This is a genomic window from Brevundimonas sp. SGAir0440, assembly GCF_005484585.1.
In the GTDB taxonomy this organism is placed as follows: domain Bacteria; phylum Pseudomonadota; class Alphaproteobacteria; order Caulobacterales; family Caulobacteraceae; genus Brevundimonas.
Map to the genome: position 1 here is coordinate 272,443 of NZ_CP039435.1, position 12,751 is coordinate 285,193.

12 protein-coding genes are annotated in these 12,751 nt (G+C 67.4%); 4 read left to right on the forward strand and 8 right to left on the reverse strand.

What is annotated here, in order from left to right; translation table 11 throughout:
* Nucleotides 1-40: 40 nt before the first annotated feature.
* The 4 genes from E7T10_RS01275 to rplS are packed head-to-tail and all read left to right on the forward strand — an operon-like array spanning nucleotide 41 to nucleotide 3,471.
* On the forward strand, nucleotides 41-1,876 hold the full coding sequence (locus E7T10_RS01275; protein WP_137720397.1) for a DUF885 family protein: 1,836 nt from the start codon (nucleotides 41-43) through the stop codon (nucleotides 1,874-1,876).
* Entirely contained in the window at nucleotides 1,873-2,283 is a 411-nt protein-coding gene (locus E7T10_RS01280; protein WP_137720398.1) for a GNAT family N-acetyltransferase, read from the forward strand. The genes E7T10_RS01275 and E7T10_RS01280 overlap by 4 nt, the downstream gene beginning before the upstream one ends.
* Nucleotides 2,284-2,321: 38 nt before the next feature.
* Nucleotides 2,322-3,047 carry a tRNA (guanosine(37)-N1)-methyltransferase TrmD gene (trmD, locus tag E7T10_RS01285; RefSeq protein WP_137720399.1) on the forward strand — a complete coding sequence of 242 codons (726 nt, stop codon included), beginning with the start codon at nucleotides 2,322-2,324 and terminating at the stop codon, nucleotides 3,045-3,047.
* Nucleotide 3,048: 1 nt separating this feature from the next.
* Complete coding sequence (gene rplS, locus E7T10_RS01290) at nucleotides 3,049-3,471, forward strand: 50S ribosomal protein L19 (RefSeq protein ID WP_017505017.1); 423 nt, start codon at nucleotides 3,049-3,051, stop codon at nucleotides 3,469-3,471.
* 114 nt (nucleotides 3,472-3,585) lie between these two features.
* Here rplS and E7T10_RS01295 read toward each other — a convergent pair whose 3' ends face one another.
* From E7T10_RS01295 to E7T10_RS01330, 8 genes are all read right to left on the reverse strand, one after another.
* Nucleotides 3,586-4,071 (reverse strand): PA2169 family four-helix-bundle protein, encoded by a 486-nt coding sequence (locus E7T10_RS01295; protein ID WP_137720400.1) that lies wholly within the window; start codon nucleotides 4,069-4,071, stop codon nucleotides 3,586-3,588.
* 73 nt (nucleotides 4,072-4,144) lie between these two features.
* Nucleotides 4,145-4,942 carry a tryptophan 2,3-dioxygenase gene (locus E7T10_RS01300; protein WP_055809435.1) on the reverse strand — a complete coding sequence of 266 codons (798 nt, stop codon included), beginning with the start codon at nucleotides 4,940-4,942 and terminating at the stop codon, nucleotides 4,145-4,147.
* Nucleotides 4,943-4,991: 49 nt separating this feature from the next.
* Entirely contained in the window at nucleotides 4,992-5,522 is a 531-nt protein-coding gene (locus tag E7T10_RS01305; RefSeq protein ID WP_017505014.1) for a CHAP domain-containing protein, read from the reverse strand.
* A 36-nt stretch (nucleotides 5,523-5,558) separates the two neighbouring features.
* Nucleotides 5,559-6,713, reverse strand: a complete 1,155-nt coding sequence (locus tag E7T10_RS01310; RefSeq protein ID WP_137720401.1) for an acyltransferase — start codon at nucleotides 6,711-6,713, stop codon at nucleotides 5,559-5,561.
* Between the two features lie 67 nt (nucleotides 6,714-6,780).
* Nucleotides 6,781-8,259: a carotenoid oxygenase family protein gene (locus E7T10_RS01315; protein WP_137720402.1), complete on the reverse strand. Its 1,479-nt coding sequence runs from the start codon at nucleotides 8,257-8,259 to the stop codon at nucleotides 6,781-6,783.
* Between the two features lie 23 nt (nucleotides 8,260-8,282).
* Nucleotides 8,283-8,720, reverse strand: coding sequence for a DUF2141 domain-containing protein (locus E7T10_RS01320; protein WP_137720403.1), 438 nt, complete (start codon nucleotides 8,718-8,720; stop codon nucleotides 8,283-8,285).
* Nucleotides 8,721-8,962: 242 nt separating this feature from the next.
* Entirely contained in the window at nucleotides 8,963-11,983 is a 3,021-nt protein-coding gene (gene infB / locus E7T10_RS01325; protein WP_137720404.1) for a translation initiation factor IF-2, read from the reverse strand.
* Nucleotides 11,984-12,091: 108 nt separating this feature from the next.
* Nucleotides 12,092-12,751: an RNA-binding protein gene (locus tag E7T10_RS01330; protein WP_137720405.1), complete on the reverse strand. Its 660-nt coding sequence runs from the start codon at nucleotides 12,749-12,751 to the stop codon at nucleotides 12,092-12,094.

Genomic DNA, 12,751 nt, shown 5'->3' on the forward strand with positions numbered 1-12,751 from the left:
GCGACCCCGAAGGTGCCCCCTGTTTCACGAGGGTTTGTTCATGCGTCGTCTTCTGATCTCGTCCGCCGCCATGATGGCGGTGCTGTCCGCCGCGCCCGCGCTGGCGCAGACCTCCGCCCCCGCACAGACAGCCGCGGCTGAAAGTGAGGACGCGCGGCTGAACGCCTTCTTCGAACAGGCCTTCCAGGCGCGGATCGCGCTGAGCCCGCAGCAGATGACGTCTCTGGGCATCAAGACCGACTACGACAAGCTGGACGACGTGTCGGACGCCGCCGCCGACCGGGCCCTGGCGCTTCAGGAGGCGCAACTGGCGCAGATGAAGGCCCAGTTCGATCCGCAGAAGCTGGGGCCGCAGGCGGCGCTGTCGTGGCGGATGTTCGAATATGGCGTCCAGCAGGCGCGGCTGTCGAACCAGTGGCGCGACTGGGGCTTTCAGTTCGCCGCCAACGGCAATCCGACCACCAGCCTGCCGGTCTTTCTGATCAACAACCACCGGGTCTCCGGCGTGGCCGACGCCGAGGCCTATGTCGCGCGGATCAAGGCCGCCGAGACGCAGATGGATCAGGTGGCAGACGAACTGCGTCAGCGCGCGGCGGCGGGCGTCGTCTCGCCGCGCTTCGTCTTCGCCCCGTCCATCGCCAACACCCGCAACGTCATCACCGGCGCGCCTTTCGACGATGGGGCGGACAATCCGGTCTGGGCCGACTTCACCAAGAAGGTCGCGGCCCTGGAGACCGATCAGGCGACGAAGGACCGGCTGCTGTCGGAAGCCCGCGCCGCCCTGACCGGTCCCTACAAGACCGGGTTCGAGACCGTTCTGACGGCCCTGGCCGAGGTGCAGCCTAAGGCTGACAGCGATGCGGGCGTGTGGCGCCTGCCGCAGGGCGAGGCCTATTACAACGCCCGGCTCCAGCTCTCGACCACCACCGACCTGACCGCCGAGCAGATCCATCAGATCGGTCTGGCCGAGGTCGCCCGAATCCAGGCCGAAATGGAGACCATCAAGACCCAGGTCGGCTTCACCGGCTCGCTGCAGGACTTCTTCACCTTCCTGAAGACCGATCCACGGTTCCAGTATCCGAACACGCCCGAGGGCAAGGAGCAGTATCTGACCGACGCGCGTGGGTTCATCGCCCAGGTGATGGCGGCGGCGCCGCAATGGTTCTCGACCCTGCCCAAGGCGGCGCTGGAGGTGCGGGCGGTGGAGCCGTTCCGCGAGGCGACGGCCTCGATCGCCTTCTACAACTCGCCCGCGCCGGACGGATCGCGGCCGGGCATCTACTATGTCAATCTGTCGGACATGACCCAGGTGCTGAAGCCCCAGATCGAGGGCATCAGCTATCACGAGGGCGCGCCGGGCCACCATTTCCAGATCGCCTATGCGCAGGAGATCGAGGGCCTGCCGCGCTTCCGCCGCTTCGGCGGCTATGGCGCCTATGCGGAAGGGTGGGGGCTGTACGCCGAACAGCTGGGCAAGGAGATGGGCTTCTATCAGGACCCCTATTCCGACGTCGGCCGGCTCTCGACCGAGCTGTGGCGCGCGGTGCGTCTGGTGACCGACACCGGCCTGCATGCCAAGCGCTGGAGCCGCGAACAGGCGATGGACTATTTCCGCCAGAACTCCCTGCTGTCCGAGCGCGACATCGAAAAGGAAGTCGAGCGCTACATCACCAACCCCGGCCAGGCGACCAGCTACAAGATTGGCGAGCTGAAGATCGAGGAACTGCGCGACCGCGCCAGGACGGCCTTGGGCGACCGGTTCGACATCAAGGACTTCCACGCGGTCGTGCTGGGCTCCGGCTCGGTGCCGCTGGATGTGCTGGAGGATCAGGTCGACAGCTGGATTGCGGCGGGCGGCGGGGCGCCGAAAGCATGATCGCCGGCTATGAGTTGACGGCCGAAACGCCTGCGGTCGCCGATTATCTCCGCCTCCGGATCAACGCCGGCCTGAGCCCGAAAGCTGAGGCGAACGCCATCGCCGGCCTGCCGCACACCTGGTTCGCCGTTGTCGTACGACGGGATGATCGGGTGGTCGGCATGGGTCGGATCATTGGCGACGGCGGTCTGTTCTTCCAGATCGTCGACATGGCCATCGAGCCTGCGCATCAGGGGCGCGGCCTGGGAAAGGCGATCATGACGGCCTTGATGGAGCGGCTGCGCAGTCACGCGCAGGGCGCCTACGTCAGCCTGATCGCGGGCGGAGAGGCGAACCGACTGTATGCACAATACGGCTTTGCGCCGACCATGCCGAAATCCATCGGCATGGCGCAGGTAATCCGCTGACGCGCATTTCCTGCGCGTTTGGTGTAAGAGCCGCCGCCATGCCTTTCACCGCAACCGTCTTGACCATGTTTCCCGAGGCCTTTCCGGGTCCGCTCGGCGTGTCTCTGATCGGCACGGCTTGGCGCGAGAAGGGCTTGTGGAGCCTGGAAACGGTTGACATTCGCGCCTTTTCCACAGATACGCGCGGCTTCCTGGACGACACCCCTGCGGGTGGCGGCCCGGGAGCTGTGCTGAAGGCGGACGTGGTGGCCCGGGCGGTGGATAGCCTGCCGGGACCCAAGCGGCCGCTTTTGTACATGAGCGCCCGGGGTCGGCCCCTGACCCAGGCGCGCGTTAAGGAATGGGCGAAGGCCGACGGGATCGTCGTGCTGTGCGGTCGTTTCGAGGGGGTGGATCAGCGGGTGCTGGACGCACGCGGGTTCGAGGAGGTCTCGGTCGGAGACGCGGTTCTCGCCGGCGGCGAGGCGGCGGCGATGGTCGCGATCGAGGCGTGCGTAAGACTGATCCCCGGCGTACTCGGCTCAGGCGACAGCCTGTCGTCCGAAAGCTTCGAGGATGGGCTCCTGGAACACCCGCACTACACGCGACCGCGGACGTTCGAGGGGCTTGAGATACCCGAGGTGCTGCTGTCGGGCGATCACAAGAAGATCGCGGGATGGCGTGAGGCGCAGCGGGCGACGACTACGCGGGAGCGGCGGCCGGACCTCTGGCAGGCGCATCTCGCCAACTCACAGCTAAAGGGCGCAAAGCCCGAGGAGAAATGACATGAACATCGTTCAACAGCTGGACGCCGAAGAAAAAGCCCGCGTCCTGGGCGAACGCAAAATCCCGGAATTCCAGCCCGGCGACACCCTGCGCGTCAATGTGAAGATCAAGGAAGGCGAGCGCGAGCGCGTTCAGGCCTTCGAAGGCGTCTGCATCGCCCGTGACGGCGGCGGCATCAGCGAAACCTTCACGGTCCGCAAGATCTCGTTCGGCGAAGGCGTCGAGCGCCGCTTCCCCATCCTGTCGCCGAACATCGAGTCGATCGAAGTGAAGCGCCGCGGCGTCGTGCGTCGCGCCAAGCTCTATTACCTGCGCGATCGTCGCGGCAAGTCGGCCCGTATCGCCGAGCGCCAGACGGTCCGTCCCGCCAAGGGCGTCGTCGTTCCGGAAACCGGTTCGGCCGCCAAGACCGAAGAAGCCTAGGCCACTTTGTGGTGCGCTAACGCGCTTCGCGCTGCTTGAGCGTGGGCTAGACGATCAAATGACGAAGGCCCCGGCGGTGACGCCGGGGCCTTTTTCTATTCCGTCAGTCCGGGATTACTCCGGGAACAAGGGGTTGGCCGCGTCGCGCTGGCCTTCAAGGCTGTGCTTCAGGGCCTCCATCTGCTCATGCTCGGTTTTCACCGCCGCATAGGCGCGCCGGATCGTCTCGCGCGTGGTGGCGGAAATGCCGGTGTCTTCCAGCGCCTTTTCATATTTGTTGGCGATGAACCCCTCGCCCGAGTTGATCGAACCGACGACGGAATCATCGTTGCGCAGCAGGGCGTGTTTCACATCCAGAAATGCGCGGTGGGCCTTGGCCAGGATCGATCCATCGGATTCCGGATCGCCGCCCAAGCCGCGCACGGCGGCCGACAGGTCGTCGACGACCTGCTGGCGCTCGCTGCTGCGGCGCTCGAACAGGGTGCGGTAATGCGGGTCCTGAGTCTGGTCGGCGGCTTCGCGATAGCCGTCCGCGCTGTCCAGCGTCGTTTCGATCAGGCCGTTCAGAACCTTGATGTCGTGGGCGTTGGGGTTGCTCATCTCGTCCATTCCTTCCGCTGTTGCGGTCAAACGGCGAAATGGCCCGGCGCGGCGAAGGTTGCCGCCTGCGACATCAAAGTTTGGTGCGAAGCGACCACAGCTCGGGGAAGCAGCGTTTGGTCAGGGTCGAGGCCAGATAGGCGGCGCCTTCGGTTCCGCCCGTGCCGCGACGCCGACCGATGATGCGTTCGACCGTGACGACATGCTTGTGCCGCCAGGTCAGCAGGGCGTCGTCCAGATCGACCAGCTTCTCGGCCAGCTGATACAGGACCCACCACCGTTCCGTGTCGCGATAGACCTCCAGCCAGGCCGCCTCGACGGCTTCGGACGGCGCATAGGGTTGGGTCACGTCGCGGTTCAACACCTCTGCGGGCACCGGCAGACCGGCCTTAGCCAGTTGAGCCAAGGCGTCATCGTAAAGACTGGGCGCGGCGATGGCGGCCTGAAGCGCCGCCAAGGCCTCGGGGCGGTCTTCGTGGAACTTCAGGAAGCTGGCGTCCTTCAGGCCCAGCATGGCCTCGAAACGACGGAACTGGTCGCTCTGGAAGCCGGAGGACGACCCCAAAGACCCTCGGAACCGCAGATAGTCCGACGGCGTCATCGTCGACAGAATGTCCCAGCTGTGGGTCATCACCGCCTGGATGCGGGAAACGCGGGCGAGGCTCTTGTAGGCCGGGACCAAGTCGCCGGCGCGCACCATCGACTGGGCCAGGGCCGTCTCATGCAGGATCTGCTTGAGCCACAGTTCCTTGGTCTGGTGGATGACGACGAACAGCATTTCGTCGTGCTGGTCCGACAGCGGATGCTGGGTCGAAAGCAGGTCGTCCAACGCCAGATAGCCGGCGTAGGTGATGTCGCTGGATTGGGTCATGCCCGCCTATCGCCCGCGATGGCGGGCGGTGCAAGCTTGGCGCCGGCCCTTAATGCTGGCCTTGGGCCGAGACGTTGGCGGCGATCTGACGGCCGGCGTCGAAGGCGTCGCGGGCGCCTTTGTAGATGAAGCCGTAGGTCGGATAGACCGTCGTGCCCAGATCGTTGATCGGGTTGTACCAGACCTTGACCTGCGACCAGTCGTTGGAGGGCGAGACGTCGACAACGGTGACGTTCTCTTCGACCTTGCCGCGGCTGCCGCCCCAGTTGGCGTGGGTCACGCGCACGACGCGGTCGGTCAGGATGTCGGAAACGACGGCGACGTGGCCCCGGCTCATGCGGCCCTCGGGGCGGAAGACCAGAACCGAGCCGGTCTCCGGGGCCTTGCCAGTGCGGAAGTTGGCGGCGGCCTGACGCCACCAGGTCCAGGCGTCGCCGAAGATGTTGATGCCGGAGAACATGCGCGCGAAGGTCACGCACTGCCAATAGGGCTCATCAGCCTTTGCGGTGGAGGGGACGGCGCCCAGCGCAAAAAAACCGAGGGTCGCCGCAACTGCGGCGGCTTTGAGCCGTTTCAGCATGCTTGGGGTATCCCGACCCGCCTTTGGAAGCGCCCTTTAGGCCACGGGATCACGCCCTGTCGCAAGTTGTTTCGGCATATCGCCGTGCTTCATATTTCCTTCTGAAACCTTGTCGTGACGCTTGGCGCGCTTGTCGGCCATGTCTCTGAGAGCCTTGCGCGCTGGGCGTTCAACGAGATGATAGGATACGGCCGCGACAACTGGCAGAAGGGCCAGGATCGCCAACCACACGAAAATTTGAAGCTGCTTGTCCGGCGCATCGAACAGTTTGGCCGCCAGACCGACCGCCAGAAGCTTCCACGGCACGCAGACCATATAGACCGAATAGCTGATCTCCCCGAGGTAGACGGCCGGCTTGGAGGCCAGCCATCCGGCGCGTTCGTTGGGCAGCGAGGCCAGCGACAGGATCAGGGCGCCGGCCAGCAGAACCGTGACGCCGTCCCATAGGCCGAGCGCGGCGCTGAGCACCATCAGGCCGAACGAGATGGCGGCGCACAGCCACGGCGCCTTCAACGGCGCGCGGCGATAAACGAGATAGAGGGCGCAGCCCAGGGCGAAGCACGGCACGATCCTGAGCGCGCCCCAGCGGATCGTCGCTTCGGTCAGGGCGAAGCCGGCCAGTTGCTCGAACACGAAATAGAGAATGACGAGGAAGGCCGCAGCCCCGACCACCGCCGCGATCGGCCGATGACGCAGGCGCCAGAAGACGAAGGCGAACAGCGGGAAGCAGAGATAGGCGAACCACTCCGCAGAAATGGACCAGGACGGATGGTTCCAGCCCGCGACCGGCGCCAGCCCCCAGGCGTGAACCATGAAGAGGTTGGCGGGCAGCGAGGCCCAGCTCAGCACATTGGCGTCCACGCTCATGCCCGCAAACAGGGCGGCGGCCGCCAGCAGCCCCACGCCGATCAGGGTGGCGATATGCAGCGGATAAACGCGCGCGATCCGCGCCCAGAGGAAGCCACGGTACGAGAACCGCTTCTCGCCCGCCGCCTGAAGATAGACGTGGCTGAGGATGAAGCCGGACAGGACGAAGAACAGCTCGACGCCCAGATAGCCCTTGGCGACAAGGCCCGACTGACCCGCGCCCGCCAGGTTTTCCCAGAAGCTGTAGACGGCGACCCACATGGCCGCGCCGAAGCGCAGGGCGGTGATGGGGCGAAGATCGGCGGGCGTCTGGACGGGGGTCATGGTCTCACCTTGGCACGTCAGCCTTTTCGAACCGTGAAGGCCCGCAAAGGTTGTGCCCGGGCGGCCCTTACCCTGCCCACACGCCGTGGAAGCCGGCCGGCAGGGCCACGTCTGCCTGCCAGGTCGCGACCGGGCCATCCTCGATCCGCGCCACGTCGAAGACGTGAAGCTCGGTGCGCCCGTCGTTCAGATTGACCGACGGTCCGACCAGCCAGGCGTCGCGTTCCGCCGTCGCGCCGGGCTTGGCTACGAAGACCGCCTCCTCGACCACCTGATGCACGCCGAACTCGAAGGCGTGCGAGCGCCCGCTGTCCCAGTCGTGGACCGCCAGTCCCGTTGGCAAGGGCCGGCCGCGAGTCTCGCCGGAGGTATGGACGGTCAGGTTGCGCTTCAGCCCCGCACGACGCGGATCGGCCTTGGGGAATTCACCCACGACATCGCTGTAGCTCATGTCGGCGCGCCCATCCGGCCGCAGGGTGATCAGAGCCAGCTTCGCCGGATCGCCCGGAACGACCCCATGCCCGTCCACCAGAACCCGCGCGCCATCGACCGCGAAGCGCGGATCGCCGCTGGCGGCGACATCGAAGCGGATCGTGCCGTCGCGTTCGGCCCAGGCGTCGCCCAGGTGGAAATGGAAGAAGCCCGGCAGTTCATAGAGGCGGCGCCTGGACAGGTCGTCCTTGTCCAGCACCAGGACCTGCGTCCCCATCTCCGGTCGCCAAGCCAGGCCTGCGGTCACCGGCATGGCGTGGGTCGCAAACACCCAAGGCTGGAGCACCAGGATCACGTGCCGGTCGGTGGCGGTGAAGTCGTGCATATAGCTGGCGCGCGGCAGGGGCACGACCTGGGCGTCGCTCAGGCTGCGATCCGGGCGCAGGCGCCAGATGACGGCCTGACCGCCCGCCGACCCCACGTTCCAGATCGAGCCGTCGGGAGCGTAGCGCGGGTGGGCCTGGAACGGCATGCCTTTCAGGTCGTCGCGCAGGGTGATGAAGTCGCGCGTCGATAGGTCAGACGCCGACAGGGCCAGGGGCGATCCCGCCTCCCACAGCGCCCAGACCTGATCGCCGGCGACCATGACGGCGGTGTTGGCGGCGTTGGCGTCGTCGTTCGAGCCGATGTGGGCGCGCGCGTCGCCCTTGGTGCCGAAACCCGGCGTGACCACAGCGCCCAGTTCCGTTTCTGTGCGGCGCTTGGGCGTGTCGGCGAACCGCGCCTCCAACGTCGCCTGACCGTCCTGGATGCGGAAGGCGCGCATCATGCCGTCGCCGTCGAACCAGTGGGTCGCCGATCCACCCGGCCGCCGGAACTTGGCCGGTCCGTTGCGATACAGCGCGCCCTGCAGCCCGGTCGGCGCCCGGCCGTGGACCAGGCGCATCGTCCGGCGCGCGATGTCGACTTCGACGTCCTGGGTCGCCAGGGCCCAGTCGGCCTTCGTCGCGGCGACGGCGTCCAGGGCGGCGGCGGCGCGGACCATTTCAGGCGTAGCCACGGCGGCGGACAGCGCAGCGGCGCCCATCAGGAAGGAACGGCGGGAAGGGATCATGATCGAACTCCGGCTTTCGTCGCTTACTTCAGGTCGATCGACTGGGTAATCGCGCCGGCGGCGGCGAACTTGGCGCGCTCCCACGAAGCCGGTCCCATATTGCCGACAGCGTTGTTGGAGAAGGCGAACGGCTCGACCGGCATGCCGAAGGGATTGGTGTTCATCTTGCCGTCGGCGTTCAGGTCGTGGAAGGCGCGCACCGCATAGTCGCCGTCGGGCAGGCCGTCGAAGGTCACGCTGGTCTGGCCGGCGGCGGCATCCAGCATGGCGACCTGGACCGGCTGGCCCTCGCCGCCATAGTTGGCCTCGCTGTTGAAGACGGCGACCATGATCTGGCCCTGGGGCGCGGCGCTCGGGAAGGCGACGGTCAGGTCGGCGGCGAAGGCGGGCGCGGCCGGCGCCGCAATGGTGAGGGCGGCGGCGAGAGCGAGAACGGGAGCGATGGCGGCGACGGTCTTCATGACGGCGTGTCCTGTGTCAGCGAGAGGACCGACGACCGGCCCTCGATGACCAGACCGTGCCGCCATCCCCTGCCCTCCGCCACCGCGCTTGCGGCGATGCACGGTCGCCGTTCGCGAATGAACAGGCATGGGCGTTGGCGAAGCGCGAACGCACACCGCCCAACGCGTCGTGTCCAGCCTGCAAAAGAAAAGGCCCGGAACCTGAGTTCCGGGCCTTGGTCTCTTCGTGCTCGCGACAGGAACTAGTCCAGCGTGCGCTTGATCTCTTCGACCGTGAAGCACTCGATGTAGTCGCCTTCCTTGATGTCCTGGAAGCCTTGGAATTGCATGCCGCACTCCTGGCCGGAAGGCACCTCGTTGACCTCGTCCTTGAAGCGCTTGAGCGTGTTGAGCACGCCCAGTTCCAGCACCACCACGTCGTCGCGGATGATGCGGACGCGCGCGCCCTTGCGAACCACGCCTTCGGTGACGCGGCAGCCCGCGATCTTGCCGATCTTGGAGATGTCGAAGACCTGAAGCACCTGAGCGTTGCCCAGGAAGGTTTCGCGTTGCAGCGGCGCCAACATGCCCGAAAGCACGCCCTTCATGTCGTCCAGCAGGTCGTAGATGATCGAGTAGTAGCGGATCTCGACCCCTTCGCGCTCAGCCAGATCGCGCGCCTGTTTCGAGGCGCGGACGTTGAAGCCGAGGATCGGCGCGCCGGCCGACTTGGCCAGGTTGACGTCGCTCTCGGTGATGCCGCCGGCGCCGGAATAGACGATTCGGGCGCGGACCTCGTCGTTGCCCATCTTCTCCAGCGAGGCCGAGATGGCTTCGCCCGAGCCCTGCACGTCGGCCTTGATGACCACCGGCAGTTCGTTGATCTTCTTGGAGCCGAGCTTGGCCATCATGTCGACCAGCGACACCGAGCCGCCCGAGACCTGGGCCTTCTCGCGCTTCACCCGCTGACGGTATTCGGTCAGCTCGCGAGCGCGGGCCTCGGAATCCACCACGGCGAAGACATCGCCGGGCGACGGCGCCTCGTCCAGCCCCAGGATCTCGACCGGCACCGACGGACCGGCTTCGGTCAGCTGCTCGTTGCGTTCGTTCAGCAGGGCGCGAACCTTGCCCCACGAACCGCCGGCGACGACGATGTCGCCGCGCTTCAGCGTGCCGCGCTTGACCAGCACGGTGCCGACCGGACCACGACCCTTGTCCAGCTTGGCCTCGATGACCACGCCCTCGGCCGAACGATCGGCGTTGGCGCGCAGGTCCATGACCTCGGCCTGGATCAGGATGGCTTCCAGCAGGCCGTCGAGGTTCATCCGCTCCTTGGCCGAGACCTCGATGATCTGGGTGTCGCCGCCCAGGCTTTCAGCGATGACTTCGTACTGCAGCAGCTCATTGACGACCTTCTGCGACGTGGCGCCGGGCTTATCCATCTTGTTGACCGCCACGATCAGGGGCGCGTTGGCCGCCTTGGCGTGTTGGATGGCTTCGATGGTTTGCGGCATGACGCCGTCGTCGGCGGCGACGACCAGGACCACGATATCGGTCACATTGGCGCCGCGCGCCCGCATGGCCGAGAAGGCGGCGTGGCCCGGGGTGTCCAGGAAGGTGACCTTCTGGTCGTCCGGCAGGCGGACCTGATAGGCGCCGATGTGCTGGGTGATGCCGCCGGCTTCGCCGCCTGCGACGTCGGTCGTGCGCAGGGCGTCGAGCAGCGAGGTCTTGCCGTGGTCGACGTGGCCCATGATGGCCACGACCGGCGCGCGGGTGTCGGAGGCGTCCGCATCGTCGGCCTCGCCCAGGAAGCCGGTTTCGATGTCGGATTCCGAGACGCGCTTGACGGCCATGCCGAACTCTTCGGCCACCAGTTCGGCGGTGTCGGAATCGATCACGTCGTTGATCTTCATCATCAGGCCCTGCTTCATCAGGAACTTGATGATGTCGACGCCGCGCACGGCCATCCGGTTGGACAGCTCTTGCACAGTGATGACGTCGGGAATGACGACTTCGCGCGGACGGTTGGGCGCATCGGTCGAGCCGCCCTTGCGCTTTTCCTTCTCGCGTTCGCGGGCACGGCGGACCGACGCCAGCGAGCGCATCCGCTCGGCGGCGTCGCCGTCGCCGACCACGGACTGGATGGTCATGCGGCCTTCACGGCGCTTGGGCTCGCCGCGCGTGCGGCTGACCGCCTTGCCGGCGTCGGAGAAACGCTTCTCGCGATCGTCGTCACGACCGGCCGGACGACCGAAGCCGGCGCCGGGCGCACGGGCCGGACGCAGAACATTGGCCTCGGCCGGCGGGGCGTTCGGGGCGGCGCGACCGCCAGGGCCGGTGCGAGGACCGCCAGGACGGGCGGCGCCGGGCGCCGGGCGCGGGTTCAGGGCCGAATAGCGGACGGGCTCGGCCGGCTTGGCGCCTTGCGGACGCTGGCCGCCAGGACCGGAACGGGCGCCCTGCGGACGATCGCCTTGCGGGCGATCGCTCTGCGGACGGTCCGAATAGGCGCGATCGCCGCCGCCCATCGCCTGCTCGCGGGCCGAACGCCCGCCGAAGGCCGGACGCTCGGGCGCAGCGCGCTGGGGATTGCCGGGCTTGGGCACGCGCTGGCCGAAGTTGACCACCGGACGGGCCGGAGCGGCCGGACGGGCGGGAGCGGGCGCCGGAGCCGGCGCGGCGGGCGCGGGGGTCGGCGCAGCCGCGACCGGCGCGGCCGGCTTGGGCGCAGGCTTGGCCGGCGCGGCGGGCGCAGCAGCCGTCAGCTTGGCGGCTTCGGCGCGTGCGGCTTCTGCGGCGGCCTTGGCGGCGGCGGCTTCGTCACGGGCGGCCTGTGCGGCGCGCTCGGTGGCGGCGGCCTGCTCGCGGGCGGCGGCGTCTGCAGCGGCCTTGGCGGCGGCTTCGGCTGCGGCCTTGGCGGCGTTCGCCTGGGTGGCCAGGGCGATGGCGCGGCGGCGCGCTTCCTGCTCCTCGGCCGACAGGGCGCCGCCGGCGGGTTGCGACGGACGCGGACCTTGCGGACGCGGAGCCTGAGCGGCCTGTTGAGGACGCGCGACATCGAAGCCCTGCGGACGTTGCGGTCCGCCGGCGCCGGCGCGGCGCTTGGTCTCGACCACCACCGTCTTGGATCGGCCATGGCTGAAGCTCTGCTTCACGGTGCCGGTCGGCACCGATCCCACAACGCGCGGCTTCAGGCTCAGCGGAGCGCGCGGCCCCGTCTGGGACGGCGTGCCGCCCGTGTTGCCCTGGCCTTGGTTGGTCTTGTCGTTTTCGTCGCTCATCCGGTCGCTTTACTCGGGGCGGAAAGGCCCGCCGTCCTCATCTAATACCCATGAACGACCGTGAGCCCGTCTCCGCCCTTGGAGACAGGCCCTCGGCCGCTAAAATCCTCAGCTCGCCCCTGTCGGGGGTGCTCCCGCCGATCCGTCCTCGACACTGGAAACGTCCCAGTGAGGGGGGCGGAGCGGCCGAAATCCAGCCAGTCGTTCGACCTCGATGGTCCACCGATCGGCGCGTCCGCCCGCAAGCAGGACGGCGTGTATCGCATTTTCCAGCCCAAGGGCCAAACTCAAATCGTCCGCCGTGAACGCGCCGCAGATCTTGGCGGTCTGATGACGGGCCAGGGCGAGGATCTTTCCGCGCCCGTCGGCCGCGCCATCGGCGGCTTCCAGCACCCAGGCGGCCTTGCCTGCACGCAGGCTCGCCGCGGTTTTTTCAAAGCCGGATATAAGAACGCCTTCGCGCCGGGCAAGACCCAGCTGGTCGAGACAGCGCCTTGCCAGCAGCCGTTCGACGACATCGGCCAGGTCGGCCGGGGCGGTCAATTTGGTCTTGGCCGCGCGGGTGAAGCCGTTCTTCTTGACCGCCGCCTCGACCGAGGCGCGGCTGGCTTCGACCCACAGGCCACGCCCGGGCAGTTTCCTGCCCAGGTCGGGGACTACCTGGCCATCGGGCCCGGCGACGAAACGGATCAGGCGAGATTCGTCCATGACCTCGTGAGAGACGAGGTCCCGGCGTTCCCTATCGATCGTTGCGTCGCGCAAGCTCAT